General features: G+C 56.4%; 13 protein-coding genes and 4 pseudogenes. 12 read left to right on the forward strand and 5 right to left on the reverse strand.

Annotation, left to right across the window (positions count from 1 at the left end; genetic code table 11):
• Positions 1 to 6: 6 nt before the first annotated feature.
• Complete coding sequence (locus PSES9_RS0107440; protein WP_010485584.1) at positions 7 to 441, forward strand: DUF4399 domain-containing protein; 435 nt, start codon at positions 7 to 9, stop codon at positions 439 to 441.
• A gap of 84 nt (positions 442 to 525) precedes the next feature.
• On the opposite strand, the gene serA is transcribed toward PSES9_RS0107440, so the two are convergent.
• On the reverse strand, positions 526 to 1,755 hold the full coding sequence (gene serA / locus PSES9_RS0107445; protein WP_010485585.1) for a phosphoglycerate dehydrogenase: 1,230 nt from the start codon (positions 1,753 to 1,755) through the stop codon (positions 526 to 528).
• Positions 1,756 to 1,943: 188 nt separating this feature from the next.
• Between serA and PSES9_RS0107450 the strand changes: the two genes are divergently transcribed.
• From PSES9_RS0107450 to PSES9_RS0107470, 5 genes and pseudogenes are all read left to right on the forward strand, one after another.
• The gene (locus PSES9_RS0107450) at positions 1,944 to 3,338 is read left to right on the forward strand and encodes an FAD-binding oxidoreductase (protein WP_010485586.1); all 1,395 of its coding nucleotides are present in this window, start codon (positions 1,944 to 1,946) and stop codon (positions 3,336 to 3,338) included.
• A 97-nt stretch (positions 3,339 to 3,435) separates the two neighbouring features.
• Positions 3,436 to 4,101, forward strand: a pseudogene (locus PSES9_RS23095) (fumarylacetoacetate hydrolase family protein).
• Between the two features lie 109 nt (positions 4,102 to 4,210).
• Complete coding sequence (locus PSES9_RS0107460) at positions 4,211 to 5,110, forward strand: SdiA-regulated domain-containing protein (protein ID WP_010485590.1); 900 nt, start codon at positions 4,211 to 4,213, stop codon at positions 5,108 to 5,110.
• Positions 5,111 to 5,232: 122 nt separating this feature from the next.
• A complete protein-coding gene (locus PSES9_RS0107465) occupies positions 5,233 to 5,580 on the forward strand; it encodes a NirD/YgiW/YdeI family stress tolerance protein (protein ID WP_010485592.1) in 348 nt (115 codons plus the stop codon).
• 129 nt (positions 5,581 to 5,709) lie between these two features.
• On the forward strand, positions 5,710 to 6,621 hold the full coding sequence (locus tag PSES9_RS0107470) for an SdiA-regulated domain-containing protein (protein WP_010485595.1): 912 nt from the start codon (positions 5,710 to 5,712) through the stop codon (positions 6,619 to 6,621).
• Positions 6,622 to 6,685: 64 nt separating this feature from the next.
• Here PSES9_RS0107470 and PSES9_RS0107475 read toward each other — a convergent pair whose 3' ends face one another.
• Together PSES9_RS0107475 and rpiA are read right to left on the reverse strand one after the other, a co-directional pair.
• The gene (locus PSES9_RS0107475) at positions 6,686 to 7,018 is read right to left on the reverse strand and encodes a YegP family protein (protein ID WP_010485597.1); all 333 of its coding nucleotides are present in this window, start codon (positions 7,016 to 7,018) and stop codon (positions 6,686 to 6,688) included.
• 72 nt (positions 7,019 to 7,090) lie between these two features.
• Positions 7,091 to 7,762: a ribose-5-phosphate isomerase RpiA gene (rpiA, locus tag PSES9_RS0107480; protein ID WP_010485598.1), complete on the reverse strand. Its 672-nt coding sequence runs from the start codon at positions 7,760 to 7,762 to the stop codon at positions 7,091 to 7,093.
• Between the two features lie 190 nt (positions 7,763 to 7,952).
• Here rpiA and ilvA point away from each other — a divergent pair, with 190 nt between their 5' ends.
• The 3 genes and pseudogenes from ilvA to PSES9_RS25675 all read left to right on the forward strand — a co-directional run bounded on the left by ilvA (position 7,953) and on the right by PSES9_RS25675 (position 9,972).
• Positions 7,953 to 9,467, forward strand: a complete 1,515-nt coding sequence (gene ilvA / locus PSES9_RS0107485; RefSeq protein ID WP_010485600.1) for a threonine ammonia-lyase, biosynthetic — start codon at positions 7,953 to 7,955, stop codon at positions 9,465 to 9,467.
• Positions 9,468 to 9,479: 12 nt separating this feature from the next.
• Positions 9,480 to 9,719: pseudogene (locus PSES9_RS25670) on the forward strand (DUF2269 family protein); the annotation flags it as partial.
• Between the two features lie 76 nt (positions 9,720 to 9,795).
• Positions 9,796 to 9,972 (forward strand): hypothetical protein, encoded by a 177-nt coding sequence (locus PSES9_RS25675; protein WP_443216054.1) that lies wholly within the window; start codon positions 9,796 to 9,798, stop codon positions 9,970 to 9,972.
• 79 nt (positions 9,973 to 10,051) lie between these two features.
• Here PSES9_RS25675 and PSES9_RS0107495 read toward each other — a convergent pair whose 3' ends face one another.
• The gene (locus PSES9_RS0107495) at positions 10,052 to 10,705 is read right to left on the reverse strand and encodes an HAD family hydrolase (protein ID WP_010485603.1); all 654 of its coding nucleotides are present in this window, start codon (positions 10,703 to 10,705) and stop codon (positions 10,052 to 10,054) included.
• 140 nt (positions 10,706 to 10,845) lie between these two features.
• Between PSES9_RS0107495 and PSES9_RS23105 the strand changes: the two are divergent.
• Positions 10,846 to 11,325: pseudogene (locus PSES9_RS23105) on the forward strand (RNA pyrophosphohydrolase).
• A gap of 19 nt (positions 11,326 to 11,344) precedes the next feature.
• Positions 11,345 to 13,624, forward strand: a pseudogene (gene ptsP, locus PSES9_RS23110) (phosphoenolpyruvate--protein phosphotransferase).
• Between the two features lie 44 nt (positions 13,625 to 13,668).
• Here ptsP and PSES9_RS0107510 read toward each other — a convergent pair.
• Positions 13,669 to 14,415 carry an NRDE family protein gene (locus PSES9_RS0107510; RefSeq protein WP_029529427.1) on the reverse strand — a complete coding sequence of 249 codons (747 nt, stop codon included), beginning with the start codon at positions 14,413 to 14,415 and terminating at the stop codon, positions 13,669 to 13,671.
• Between the two features lie 121 nt (positions 14,416 to 14,536).
• Here PSES9_RS0107510 and PSES9_RS0107515 point away from each other — a divergent pair, with 121 nt between their 5' ends.
• Positions 14,537 to 15,319 carry a sulfite exporter TauE/SafE family protein gene (locus PSES9_RS0107515; protein ID WP_010485611.1) on the forward strand — a complete coding sequence of 261 codons (783 nt, stop codon included), beginning with the start codon at positions 14,537 to 14,539 and terminating at the stop codon, positions 15,317 to 15,319.
• Positions 15,320 to 15,329 lie beyond the last annotated feature (10 nt).

Genomic DNA, 15,329 nt, shown 5'->3' on the forward strand with positions numbered 1-15,329 from the left:
TTCATGATGAATAAGTTAGTGCCTGCCTTCGCCCTGAGCTTTTGCATGCTCGGAGCCAGTTTCGCCGCCCTCGCTGAAGTGCCCCGGACAGCCGCTCCGGAAAATGCCTCGGTGTATATCATCGAGCCTAAGGCCGGAGCCACTGTCGATAAACCCTTTACCGTACGTTTTGGCCTCAAGGGGATGGGCATTGCCCCGGCGGGCGTGGATGCTCCGGATACCGGTAATCACCACTTGTTGATCGATCTCGACCAGTTGCCTGCTATGAACGGCCCGCTACCGGCCACCGAAAACGTGGTCCATTTCGGTAAAGGCCAGACCGAAACCGAGCTGACCCTCGCCCCGGGCAAGCATACGTTGCAATTGCTTCTGGGCGACAAGAACCACGTGCCATTTGACCCGCCGGTGCTGTCGAAAAAAATCACTGTAACGGTTAAATAGCCGGATTGGGTTTCAAGCAAACCCAAATGCCAGCCACTAAAAAGGGAGGCCAAAAGCCTCCCTTTTTAGTGCAGCTGTTCTGTTTTAGAACAGAACGCGGCTGCGGATAGTGCCGTTTACCTGCTGCAGTTTCTCCAATGCCAGATCGGAGTATTCAGCATCGACGTCGATTACCACGTAGCCAACCTTCTCATTGGTCTGCAGGAACTGACCGGAGATGTTGATGGCGTTTTCGGCGAATACGCGGTTGATCTCGCTCATCACACCTGGAATGTTTTCGTGGATGTGCAGCAAGCGGTGCTTGCCAGGATGTGACGGCAAGGCCACTTCCGGGAAGTTGACCGACGATACCGAGGTCCCGTTGTCGCTGTACTTGACCAGCTTTTCAGCCACTTCCAGGCCAATGTTGGCTTGGGCTTCGGCGGTCGAACCACCGATGTGCGGCGTCAGGATTACGCGGTCAAGGCCACGCAGCGGGCTTTCAAACTCTTCAGTGTTCGAGCGAGGCTCGACCGGGAATACGTCGATGGCCGCGCCAATCAGGCGTTCTTCTTTGATCGCAGTTGCCAGGTGGTCAAGTTCAACCACAGTGCCGCGTGCAGCGTTGATCAGGATGCCGCCTTGCTTGATTGCGCGGATTTCCGCTTCACCGATCATCCACTGAGTCGATGGCAGCTCAGGAACGTGCAGCGAAATGATATCGCACATGCCGAGCAGGTCATGCAGCTTGGCGACTTGCGTGGCGTTGCCCAGCGGCAGCTTGGTCACTACGTCATAGAAGAACACTTGCATGCCCAGCGCTTCTGCAAGCACCGACAGCTGCGTACCAATCGAGCCGTAACCAACAATGCCCAGTTTCTTGCCGCGGATCTCAAATGAGTTGGCCGCGCTTTTGATCCAGCCGCCACGGTGGCAAGAGGCGTTCTTCTCCGGGATACCGCGCAGCAACAGAATCGCTTGCGCCAATACCAGTTCGGCAACCGAGCGGGTGTTCGAGAAGGGGGCGTTGAATACGGCGATACCGCGCTCGCGGGCCGCATCGAGATCCACCTGGTTGGTGCCAATGCAGAAACAGCCGACGGCAACCAGTTTGTTTGCGCAATCAAATACCTCAGCCGTCAGCTGGGTACGAGAGCGGATGCCGATAAAATGGGCCTCGGCGATCTTTTCCTTCAATTCGGCTTCAGGCAACGAGCCGGTGAGGTACTCGATATTGCTGTAGCCGGCAGCCTTCAGGGTATCCACGGCATTTTGGTGGACGCCTTCGAGAAGAAGGAACTTGATCTTGCTCTTGTCGAGAGAGGTCTTGCTCATCGGAGTACCTGTTGTCCCACAATAGAGTGTCAGGAAAATTCTCAGCACCAACTGCTGATAAGCCCGTGGGTTAGTGCTGGGCACTGATTAACGGGGTGCGTATGCTAGCATAGGTGCCCCGCGAAACACCCTATCCTGGCAGATGAAGCGTGCTCAGGGTGACCATGAATCGTTTGAGAGTTCTGTAGATGACCAATCCTGCCCTGATTGATGAGTTGAAGTCCTTAGTCGAAGTCGGAAAAGTGCTGACCGATGCCGATTCCCTTGATGCCTACGGCAAGGACTGGACCAAACACTTTGCCCCGGCACCGCTTGCTATTGTCTTTCCCAAGAGCGTTGAACAGGTGCAGGCCATCGTCCGCTGGGCGAACCAGAGCAAGGTCGCTTTAGTACCCTCCGGCGGCCGCACCGGGTTGTCTGCTGCTGCCGTCGCGGCCAACGGCGAGGTGGTGGTTTCGTTTGACTACATGAATCAAATTCTTGGGTTCAACGAATTTGATCGCACCGTGGTCTGCCAGCCAGGTGTCGTTACAGAGCAACTGCAGAACTTTGCTGAAGAACAGGGCCTGTATTATCCGGTGGATTTCGCTTCCGCAGGATCCAGTCAAATTGGCGGCAATATCGGCACCAATGCCGGCGGTATCAAGGTTATTCGCTACGGCATGACCCGCAACTGGGTGGCTGGCCTAAAGGTGGTGACCGGCACTGGCGAGCTGCTTGAGTTGAACAAAGACCTGATCAAGGACGCCACCGGCTACGACTTGCGCCAGCTGTTTATCGGTGCCGAAGGCACACTGGGCTTTGTGGTCGAGGCGACAATGCGCCTCGATCGCGCACCACAGAACCTGACCGCAATGGTGCTGGGTGCCGCTGATTTCGATTCGATCATGCCGGTGCTGCATGCCTTCCAAAGCAAACTTGACCTGACCGCCTTCGAGTTTTTCTCGGATAAGGCCCTGGCCAAGGTCATGGCGCGTGGCGATGTGCCGCCAGCCTTCGAAACCGATTGCCCTTTCTACGCATTGCTTGAGTTTGAAGCCAGTACCGAAGAAGTGGCCAACGCCGCACTCGAGACCTTTGAGCACTGCGTTGAGCAAGGTTGGGTACTCGATGGCGTGATGAGCCAGAGCGAGGCGCAACTGCAGAACCTGTGGAAGCTGCGCGAATATATCTCCGAGACCATCTCCCACTGGACGCCATACAAAAACGATATTTCGGTGACCGTTTCTAAAGTCCCGGCCTTTTTGCATGATATTGACGAGATCGTCGGCGAACATTACCCGGATTTCGAGATTGTCTGGTTCGGTCACATCGGGGACGGCAACCTGCACCTGAACATCCTCAAGCCCGAGAACCTGAGCAAAGACGAATTCTTCGCCAAGTGTGCCACTGTCAATAAGTGGGTGTTCGAGATCGTGCAGAAGTACAACGGCTCGATCTCGGCTGAGCATGGCGTGGGCATGACCAAGCGTGACTACTTGGGATACAGCCGCTCTGAAGCTGAAATTGCCTACATGAAGCCCATCAAGGCGGTGTTTGATCCCAATGGCATCATGAATCCCGGTAAGATTTTCGCTGAGTAATTGCCAGGCCAGGCCGGAACTGGACAACACATCACTGATGTCCGGCCTGTTGTCGAGCCCACATTGTTTTGCATGCATTGCCTTTTGAGGACTATTCATGAGCTACCAGCATCAGTATATCGACGGCACCCTCATCCATTTCCCAATGGGTAAAGTGGTGTGCATTGGTCGCAACTACGCCGAGCATGCCAAAGATTGAAACAACCCTGTTCCGACCGAGCCGCTGTTGTTTATCAAGCCAGGCAGTTGTGTAGTGCCACTCAATACTGGGTTCAGCATTCCTGACGACCGTGGCTCGGTGCACTACGAAGCCGAGATCGCGGTGCTGATAGGCAAGCCACTGTCGCGCTCACCGAGCAGCGAAGAAGTACGGGATGCGATTTCAGGTTTCGCGCCTGCCCTGGACCTGACCCTGCGTGATGTCCAGGCCAAGCTCAAGGAAAAGGGCTATCCGTGGGAAATCGCCAAGTCATTTGATGGCGCCTGCGTGCTTGCGCCTTTTGTCAGTGGTGATGCCATCACTGACTTGGCCGGCATTGGCATTCGTCTGTGCATCAATGGTGAAGTCCGCCAGGACGGTAACAGCAGCGTCATGCTCAATCCGATCGTGCCAATGATCCAGAACATGGCCGCTCACTTCAATTTGCAACCTGGCGATGTCATTCTCACTGGAACTCCAGTCGGAGTAGGCCCTCTGAACAAGGGTGATCAATTGCAGATTGAACTGGTTGGGTTGAGCAGTTTCACCAGCCAAGTCCTCTAATTAAATGATCCGGCCCCTTTCTTAGTATGTGCAGGGATGCGCGTTGAGCGGTATTTGAACCTGAGGATACGCCTAGCTTGAGCGGTATCGTTTTTATTGAGTAATAGCGGTGCCCAAAAGCTCGAAGGTGTTCAGCACTGTATTTCGCAGTCTGCTGGTTTTAATGCTTGTGGTGTTTGTCAGTGTCGGGCTCTATCAGCGCTGGGATCAACGCGCGCTGTTCCTGCTCAAGGAACTGCAAACCAGTGACGAGATGCAAGCGTCAAGCATCTGGTTGCCCAGCTACCGCGTGACCCTGGCCGGCAAGGCGATTGCCGGGCTTGAAGAGGGTGAGGTTTCCGGGCTGACGTACCGGCCCAGCAGCAACACCCTGTTTACTATTTTGGGCAAGCATAGCGAGTTGGTCGAGTTATCGCTGACTGGCGATGTGTTGCGGCGTATCCCGGTGACAGGGCTTGAAAACCCCGAAGGTGTCGAAGCGCTCTCTGGCGACTTGATGGCCATCGTCGATGAGCGTCAGCGCACGCTCACGGTTTTTCCATTGACTGCAAGCACAACCCAGATCAATGCCAGGCAGCAAATCCAGGTTGACCTGGGCTTTGCCAAGGCCGCTAACAAAGGCTTTGAGGGGCTAGGCTGGGACAGTCGTCGCCAGCTGATACTGTTGGCCAAAGAGCGAGATCCCCGGGGCTTTTACACCTTGCCACTGCCAGGCAAGAGCGGTCCGGCCCAGGGCATGCTTGAGCTTAATATCGACGATGTTTTTGTCCGCGATATTTCTTCCGTGAGTTTTGATCCCCGGACCGGGCATGGGCTGCTGCTCTCTGACGAGTCGCGGGTATTGGTTGAGCTGGATGCCAACGCCAGGCCGCACAGCTTTATCAGTCTTGCCAGTGGATTCAATGGTCTGGGTTGGGGCGTCAAGCAGCCCGAGGGCGTGACCATCGGTGCCGATGGCGATATCTATGTGGTCAGCGAGCCCAATCTTTTCTATGTGCTGTATAATTAGCCACTGGAACATCACTTCGCTGTCTGAGGATTCTTTTAAGTTTGGCTTAAGGCAAAATTCAGCAAGGCTTCAGCTACGCTGGTTAATCTGACCCTGTCATTCACTGATTAGAGATTCAGACTATGAAACGCACTACTCTCGCACTGCTGCTTGCCCCACTGTTCTCGACTGCGGTCATGGCTCAAAGCTACAACGGTCCTAGCGCCAACGTTCAGGTGACCACAGTCGCTGAAGCGCTCAAGGCTGCTGACGATACCCAGGTTGTGCTGCAAGGTCAGATTGTCGAGCGTCTGCGCGGCGAACACTACACATTCAAGGACGCCACCGGCACCGTCGAAGTTGAAATCGATGATGAAGACTGGCCGAGCCAGAGCGTTGACGATAAAGCCACCGTCAAGCTGACCGGTGAAGTTGATCAGGGTCGTAGCGGTGTTGAAGTTGAAGTCGACCGCGTGGAGTTGGTCAAGTAACACTTGCTGTGATTGGCATTCCGGGTGCATTTGATCTAGTGCATCCGGGGCCAGCCCCAATGTTGGATGCGCTGCTGCAAGCTGGGCTTGGGCGGCGTTTTTTATGCGCAATTTCTGAGAAGTACAAACATGGGTTCCCTGTTCTCGGTTAAACGTGTGTTGCTGGCCTTATTGGTACTGGTGGTGGTATTGCTGGCGGTCGCTGCGCAGCAGTATCGTTTGTTCGAACGGATCTGGTTCAACGCAACATCTGCCAGCAGCAGTCAAGCGGATGCGATCTGGCTGTCGGATTATCGCGTCAGCCTCGAGGCCAAGAAAATTGAAGGCCTTGATGATGATATCTCCGCGCTGACTTTCGACCCTGATAGGCGCACCTTGTTTACCGTCACCAATACGCAGCCACAGCTGATCGAGCTCTCCCTCGATGGCCAGGTTTTGCGCCGTATTGATCTGGTGGGCTTTGGTGATCCCGAGGCGGTTGAATACATTCGCCCCAATGTATTCGTGATCACCGATGAGCGGCTCCAGCGGCTGCTGCGGGTAGAGATCGATGACAGCACCAGGCAAGTCAATGCCGATCAAACCAAGCAGTTCTCACTCAGCGTGGGTGGGGGCGGCAACAAAGGGTTCGAAGGCCTGGCCTATGATTCTGTGGGCAAGCGCCTGTATGTGGCCAAAGAGCGTGACCCCGTACGAATCCTTGAAATAACCGGTTTTGCCGAAGCCAACGCCGAACAAAAGTATTCAGTGCATGTGGTTGATAACATCAAGCGCGATAAGGGCTTGTTTGTTCGCGACCTGTCGAGCCTGCAGTTTGACGAGAAAACGGGCCATTTGTTGGCGCTCTCTGATGAGTCGAGCCTTGTCATCGAGCTTGATGTGGAGGGCAAGCCGATCAGTACCTTATCCCTGCTGCGTCGCCAGCATGGCTTGAAGGCGTCGGTGCCACAGGCTGAAGGTGTCGCCATGGATGATAACGGCGTGCTCTACCTGATCAGTGAGCCAAACCTGTTCTATGTGTTCGAGAAGCAAGCCAAGTAGTGCGCTCATAAAAAACGCCGGGGCTCCATAAGCCACCGGCGTTTTTGAGTCCAATGCCTTGGCTTTAGCTTTCGTCGTTGAGCACGGCCCCTGGCGCATTCTTCTGGACTGATTCAACACCGTTCTTGCAGCTTGCGGCTGTGGTGTACATCTGGCTTTGGCCTACCACCTGGCCGTTTGTCGCCTTGAGCACGAAGTAATGCTTGTCGTTGCTGCTGGTCTTGATTTCGAAAGCGCCTTCGCGCGCCGAATTCTTTTTCACCGATTCAATGCCGTTAAGCGCCGAGTCCTTGGCTTTGTACATCTCGCTGGTGAGGATGATCTCACCGTTACCTGCGAGCAAGTTGAAGTGGAACTGACCGTCTTTGGCTTTTTTCAGGTGAAATTTACTGGCCATTTTGACCTCCTTGGTCGGGATAGGGACAATCCAAGCCTAGCTGGTCTTTGCCATCCGACCAGCCCAAGCCTCCTATCGAGTCAGACTCTTGACCCCTTCGCTGGTTCCCAGCAGCAATAAATCGGCACCACGCGCCGCGAACAGACCGTTGGTGACAACGCCCACGATTGCGTTGATGCGCGTTTCCAGTTCAATTGGGTTGACGATCTGCAGATTGAATACATCAAGAATCACATTGCCGTTATCCGTAACTACGCCTTCGCGGTATCCCGGATCGCCACCGAGCTTGACCCGCCCGCGGGCCACATGGCTACGCGCCATAGGGCTCACCTCGACCGGCAGGGGAAAGGCCCCAAGCACTGGCACCAATTTGCTGGCACCGGCAATGCAGATAAAGGTCTTGGCTACGGCCGCGACTATCTTTTCGCGAGTCAATGCAGCGCCGCCGCCTTTGATCAGGTTCAGGCGCTCATCGCTTTCATCAGCGCCATCGACGTAAAACTCCAGGTCACTGACCGTGTTCAGTTCGTAGACCGGGATGCCGTGGCCTTTAAGGCGTGCTGCGGTGGCTTCAGAGCTGGCAACTGCACCGTCGAACTCCATCTTGTGCTTGGCCAGCGCATAAATAAAGGAGTTGGCGGTGGAGCCCGTGCCCCAACCCACGATGCTCTTTGCGTCGAGCTTGGGGAGGATATGGTCGACAGCAGCCTGCGCCACAGCTTGCTTGAGTTGGTCCTGAGTCATCACGGTTCTGAGCCTAAGTTGAAGATGGGTGGGGGCTAATTATAGCGGCATGTGCAAGAAAACCCTGCCACTAATGTGCTGCAATCGAGTCACGACGTCGCAGCCAAATCCCCCGATTCCGTGTGGTCTAGCACGGCCGCCGTGGGGTAGACTCGTGAGCTCCTTTGAATACCGCCAGCGATTAGAGATCATGCTCGAACACTACGTTAAGAAAATCCTGACCTCGCGCGTCTATGACGTAGCGGTGGAAACGCCGTTGCAAGTCGCTCCTCAACTTTCAGAGCGTCTGGGCAACAAGATTTTGCTTAAGCGTGAAGACTTGCAGCCGGTTTATTCATTCAAGATTCGTGGCGCCTACAACAAGCTGATCCAGCTCAGTGATATCGAGCGTGAGCGCGGTGTGGTCACTGCCTCGGCCGGCAACCACGCCCAAGGCCTGGCCATGGCTGCCAAGCACCTTGGGATCAAGGCCACAATCGTGATGCCCAAGACCACGCCGGAAATCAAGGTCCATGGCGTGCGTTCGCGTGGTGGAATCGTAGTGTTGCACGGCGATAGCTTCCCCGAGGCATTGGCTCATTCGCTGAAGCTGGTCGAGGAGCAGGGCTTTACCTATGTTCATCCCTACGATGACCCGGACACCATTGCTGGCCAGGGCACGGTGGCGATGGAGATCCTGCGCCAGTATCAAAGCAAGATCGATGCGGTGTTCGTTCCTGTTGGCGGTGGCGGGTTGATCGCGGGAATCGCGGCCTACGTCAAATACCTATGCCCGCAAACCAAGGTCATAGGCGTCGAACCAGATGACTCGAATTGCCTGCAAGCCGCCATGGCGGCGGGTGAGCGTGTGGTGTTGGGGCAGGTTGGGCTGTTTGCCGATGGTGTGGCAGTTGCCCAGATCGGCAAGCATACCTTCGATATCTGCAAGGATTATGTCGATGAAGTGGTTACCGTCAGCACCGATGAAATTTGCGCGGCGATCAAGGACATCTACGATGACACGCGCTCCATCACCGAACCTGCTGGCGCCTTGAGTGTCGCCGGCATCAAGAAGTACGTCGAGCGTGAAGGTGTCCGGGATCAGGTGCTTATTGGCATCGACTCGGGAGCCAATATCAACTTTGATCGTTTGCGTCACGTCGCCGAGCGTTCCGAGCTGGGCGAAAAACGCGAGGCGATCATTGCCGTGACTATTCCCGAGCAGCCTGGCAGCTTCAAGGCGTTCTGCGAAGCCCTTGGCAAGCGCCAGATCACTGAATTCAACTACCGTTACCATGCCGCCAAAGAGGCACACATCTTCGTTGGCGTGCAGACGCATCCCGAAACCGACCCGCGCAAGGCGTTGGTTGAAGGCCTGCAAAACAAGGGTTTCCCGGTACTTGATCTGACCGACAACGAACTGGCCAAGTTGCATATACGCCACATGGTTGGCGGTCGCGCGGAGCGGGTCAGTGACGAAATCGTGCTGCGCTTTGAGTTTCCCGAGCGTCCGGGTGCTCTGTTCAACTTCCTCAATAAGTTGGGTGGGCGCTGGAATATCTCGATGTTTCATTACCGCAACCATGGCGCCGCGGATGGCCGTGTGGTGGCGGGGCTGCAAGTTCCTCAACACGAGCGCCATCTGGTCCCGGCAGCACTTGACGCGATCGGCTATCCCTACTGGGATGAGAGTGAGAACCCGGCGTACACACTTTTCCTTGGATAGGCCCAATATACGATGGAACATTATCAACTGATAAAGATCGCCCACAGCGCCGTTGCAGTGCTTGTGCTGTTAGGTTTGCTGGCCCATGTGTTCATGCTCTGGAAGGCCCAGCGCAGCGGTGATGCCGACGTGTTGCAGCGTAAACTCAAGCGCACACGCTTTATCAGCGTGCCGGTGCTGGCCCTGTTGGCGCTGACGCTGCCGTTCAGTGGTTACTGGATGGTCGACATGACCGGGTTGCCGCTGAGCCAGATGTGGTTGTTTGCAAGCAGCCTGTTGTTTTCCCTGCTGGTGATCCTGGGCCTGTTGCTTTCCGGCAAGCAGCCTGTTGTTTGCCCTGCTGGTGATCCTGGGCCTGTTGCTTTCCAGGCGCCTGCGCGTCTGGCTGGCGGTGGGGGAGACGCCGGCACCAGCCGGCTTGAAGCGCTTGTGCATGGCTTATGCGGTGCTGATCATTATCCTGCTGATCGCGATCATGGGGCTGATGGGCGCCAAGCCGGTCTAAGGGGTTGCTCCCAAAAAGGGTTACAGGCGCGCGCCGTAACCCTTTTTTTTTGTGCCTGCCGAGTCTCGGCGCTATTGATTCAGCGCAGTGATATCACCGGCCAGCCGCGCTTTTCGGCTTCGGCTTGCAGGCGTGGGTCGGGGTCAACGGCGAAGGCATGGCTGACTTGCTCAAGCAGCGGCAAGTCATTCATTGAGTCGCTGTAGAAGTAACTGTCTTCAAGGCTGTATCCGGTCTCCTCGAGCCAGCGATTAAGACGGGTGACCTTGCCTTCCTTGAAGCAGGGTACATCGGTTGTTCGGCCGGTGTAGCGGCCGTCGGCCATTTCGCATTCGGTCGCCAGCAGGGTGTCCACGCCAAGGCGGGCGGCAATAGGTCCGGTGACGAAGCGGTTGGTCGCGGTGATGATGACCAGCTTGTCACCTGCCTGGCGGTGTTGTTCGAGCAGGGCCTCGGCCTTGGCCAGGATAATGGGCTCTATGCAATCGCGCATAAAGTCATCGTGCCACTGCTGCAACTGGCTCATCTCGGTGCGCCCGAGTATGTCCAGGGTGAAATTCAGATAATCGGTGATGTTCAGGGTGCCAGCCAGGTAGTCCTGATAGAACTCGTCATTGCGGTTCTTGTAGGCCACACCGTCGAGGATGCCGCGTTCACACAAGTAGTCGCCCCACGCGTGATCGCTGTCACCACCGAGCAGGGTGTTGTCGAGATCAAATAAAGCCAAGCGCACACATCACCTTACTGATTGAGTCCAAGGGCCCGCAGAATAGCTGCTTTTGCGAGGTATTCCTATTACACCATCTAGCGCGTTGCCGCTGTCGCAGGCTTTGTGGAACAATGCCAGTACATGCGTTTACGAGGTTGTGCGCCGTGATTGACTCCGATGGTTTTCGCCCGAACGTCGGCATTATTTTGACTAATGATGCCGGGCAGGTGCTGTGGGCGCGCCGGATTAACCAGGACGCTTGGCAATTCCCACAAGGTGGGATCAACGATAATGAGTCGCCGGAAGACGCGCTTTATCGTGAGTTGAATGAAGAAGTCGGGCTCGAACGGCGCGATGTTCAAATTCTCGCCTGCACCCGTGGTTGGTTGAGGTATCGTCTGCCTCAGCGGTTAGTGCGTACGGAAAGCCAACCGCTGGTGTTTGGTTAGAAGAAAAAATGGTTTTTGCTGCGCCTAACCTCCGATGAGCAGCGCGTACGCATGGACCTCACCAATAAACCTGAGTTTGATGGCTGGAAGTGGGTCAGTTATTGGTATCCTCTCGGTCAAGTCGTTACATTTAAGCGTGAAGTTTATCGCCGCGCCCTTAAAGAACTCGCACCGCGTTTGTTGACGCGGGACTGACATAGACTAGAGTCGAGCCATGCTCAATACGCTGCGCAAGATCGTCCAGGAAGTGAATGCCGCCAAAGACCTCAAGGCGGCGTTGGGCATTATCGTGCAGCGCGTAAAAGAGGCCATGGGCAGCCACGTTTGCTCGGTTTACCTGCTCGACCCTGAAACCAACCGTTTCGTACTGATGGCCACCGACGGCTTGCTCAAGCGTTCGATTGGCAAGGTAAGCATGGCGCCCAATGAAGGCCTGGTCGGTCTTGTAGGCACGCGCGAAGAGCCGCTGAACCTCGAAAATGCAGCCGCTCACCCACGCTATCGCTACTTTGCCGAAACCGGTGAAGAGCGCTATGCCTCATTTTTGGGCTCGCCGATCATTCACCACCGTCGGGTGATGGGCGTTCTGGTTATCCAGCAAAAAGAGCGCCGCCAGTTCGACGAAGGTGAAGAAGCCTTCCTGGTGACCATGAGCGCCCAGCTCGCCGGTGTTATTGCCCACGCCGAGGCCACGGGTTCGATTCGTGGCCTGGGCAAGCAAGGCAAGGGTATCCAGGAAGCCAAGTTTGTCGGCGTGCCCGGCTCGCCAGGCGCGGCGGTTGGTACTGCGCTGGTGGTACTGCCACCAGCGGACCTGGAAGTGGTACCCGATAAAACCATTGAGAACATCGACGCTGAATTGGCCTTGTTCAATACGGCTCTTTAAGGCGTTCGTGCAGACATGCGCGCACTTTCGGCGAAGATGGCCACACAACTGCGCCCAGAAGAGTGTGCGCTGTTTGATGTCTACCTGATGATGCTCGAAGACGCCTCGCTGGGTAACGAGGTGGTCAAGGTCATCAAGACCGGCCAGTGGGCGCAGGGAGCCTTGCGCCAGGTGGTAACGGATCACGTCAACCGTTTCGAATTGATGGACGATGCCTACCTGCGTGAGCGAGCCTCGGACATCAAGGACCTGGGCCGGCGCTTGCTGGCGTATTTGCAGAAAGCTCGCCAGCAAAACCTGACGTATCCCGATAACACCATCCTGGTCAGTGAGGAGCTGTCGCCGTCGATGCTTGGCGAAGTGCCGGAAGGCAAGTTGGTCGGGCTGGTTTCGGTGCTGGGTTCGGGTAACTCCCATGTGGCTATCTTTGCCCGTGCCATGGGCATCCCGACAGTCATGGGCGCCGTGGATTTACCCTATTCGAAGATCGACGGAATCCAGCTGATCGTCGATGGTTACCATGGCGAGGTGTTCACCAACCCCAGTGAAATACTGCGCAAGCAATACGCTGACGTGGTTGAGGAAGAGCGTCAGCTAAGCCAGGGGCTCGATGCGCTGCGCGCCTTGCCGTGCGAGACGCTCGATGGACATCGAATGCCGCTGTGGGTCAATACCGGCTTGCTGGCGGATGTAACCCGCGCGCAAGAGCGTGGTGCCGAAGGTGTGGGCCTGTACCGTACCGAAGTGCCCTTTATGATGAAGGAGCGCTTCCCCAGCGAAAAAGAGCAACTGGCAATCTACCGCGAGCAACTTGAAGCTTTCCATCCGCTGCCGGTAACCATGCGCAGCCTGGATATCGGCGGTGACAAGAGCCTGTCCTACTTTCCGATCAAGGAAGACAACCCATTCCTGGGCTGGCGCGGCATTCGCGTGACCCTCGATCATCCGGAGATTTTCCTGGTACAAACCCGGGCCATGCTCAAGGCCAGCGAAGGGTTGAACAACCTGCGGATCCTGTTGCCGATGATATCGGGGGTTCAGGAGCTTGAAGAGGCCCTGCACCTGATCCATCGGGCGTGGGGCGAGGTGCGCGATGAAGGCACCGATGTGCCATTGCCGCCAGTGGGCATGATGATTGAGATTCCGGCAGCGGTGTACCAGACCCGCGATTTGGCGCGGCAGGTGGATTTCCTCTCTGTCGGCTCCAACGACCTGACACAATACTTGCTGGCTGTGGATCGCAACAATCCACGGGTTGCCGACCTGTACGACTTCTTCCACCCGGCCGTTTTACAAGCGCTGCGCAAGGTGGTCGATGACTCGCATGCCGAAGGCAAGCCGGTGAGCATTTGCGGTGAAATGGCCGGTGATCCAGCCGCGGCGGTGCTGCTAATGGCGATGGGCTTTGATAGCTTGTCGATGAACGCCACCAACTTGCCCAAGGTCAAGTGGCTGCTGCGCCAGATCACCATGACCAAGGCCCGCGAGCTGCTGGCGCAGGTGATGACCATCGACAATCCGCAGGTTATCGACAGTACCCTGCACCTGGCATTGCGTAACCTAGGTTTGGGCCGAATGATCAACCCCGCCTCGGATATTCAGGCATAAGACCCAGTCCTGGCCCGTTGCCAGGCTTGGGCACTTATCCACAGTCAGCCTTGCAGGCTGACTTCGCCCAATGCCACACCAAGGGTGCCAAAACTGCGTTCAACCATCTGCCAATGACCGTCGGCCTGGACGATCAATGCCGTGCTGGCGCGGGTGCCGTAGGTCTGGCTGGCAATAAATGCGCTACCAAGCAGGCGTTCGGTGGCGATGCCGACGCCGGTGTCAGGCAAGGCGTTGTCGTTCGGTACCTGGTTATCGCTAAGCAACTCCAGCATAGCCTCGGGTCTTGGTGACTCAAGTTGCTGGGCAAGGGCCTGCTTGGCGTAATCAACCTTGGGCCAGGCGCTGTCGAGCTCGGCATTGGATAAACCGTAAACCCCGGCACTAAGCGTTTGGGCTTGGCCGCTGTGCGAGTTGAAATAACACAGCTGCTGACCATCGCCGACCAGTAGATTGAATCCCGAATAATCCGCCGCGCTCACCTTGAGGGTTTCGATATAGTCGCGGGCGCTCAGACTGGTGCGCAGGAAGTTGGCGGGCAACTCACCCCGTGAACGCCGGCCCGCCGGCAGTTGCATATTGCGAATATTGGTCAGGGCGGCGAAACGACCATCACCACTAATGCCGAGCCAGGTGCCGCCTGCTTCGAGGTCGCGCCCGGCGTATATCCCAGGTGCGTCGTGCCATTGACTCAGGGCTGCGCTGGGGCGCGCATAGAACTCATCGCGATTGGCCGCAACGACCAGTGGCTGGGCATGGCCGGGGCGCCAGGCAAGGGTTATCAGGCACATGATTTCTTCCTTGGTTGATGTTGCTGCCACTTTACGCAATGCCGGGCATGGCATCCATCGCTCTTGAGTAGAGGCAAATTGCTGCATCCGTTACCATGCGCCTTTATTTTTGGGGGTGGTGATGGAGCTGCTGCTGTATCTGGTGCTTGGCGCTGCTGCAGGGGTTATGGCCGGGCTGTTTGGTGTCGGTGGCGGCTTGATCATTGTCCCGGTGCTGGTTGCCAGCTTTGCTGCCCATGGCTTTGCCCCGGAAGTTTTGACTCACCTTGCGGTGGGCACCTCACTGGCAACCATCATCTTTACCTCGATCAACTCGGTACTCGAGCACCATCGCCTGGGCGCCGTGCGCTGGCCGCTGTTTATCTGGATGGCTGTGGGTATATTGCTTGGCGCAGCCTTGGGTGCGCTGACTGCGAGTAAGATCCAGGGGCCGTTGTTGCAGAAGATCATTGGGGTGTTTGCCATTAGCGTTGCGCTGCAAATGATTCTTGGGTTGAAACCCAAGGCCAGTCGTGGTGTCCCAGGCAAGCCCGGATTAACCGTGGCGGGAGTGGTGATCGGCTGGGCGTCGGCGATTTTCGGCATTGGCGGTGGCTCGCTGAGCGTGCCGTTTTTGATGTGGCGCAGTGTGCCCATGCAACAGGCGGTAGCAACTTCATCGGCTTGTGGCCTGCCCATTGCGTTGGCGGGTGCCATAAGCTTTATGTGGATCGGCTGGAACGAGGCGCAGTTGCCACAATGGAGCGCAGGCTTTGTTTACCTGCCTGCATTGGCCGGTATTGCCGTTAGTAGTATGTTTTTTGCGCGGGTGGGCGCGCGCTTGGCGCATCGTTTATCACCCGTCGTACTCAAGCGTTTATTTGCCCTGCTGTTATTTTGCGTGGGCTTGAATTTCCTGATTTAACGCCTTCTTA

Origin of the sequence: Pseudomonas sp. S9, from assembly GCF_000222125.1 — a bacterium.
Taxonomy (GTDB): domain Bacteria; phylum Pseudomonadota; class Gammaproteobacteria; order Pseudomonadales; family Pseudomonadaceae; genus Aquipseudomonas; species Aquipseudomonas segetis.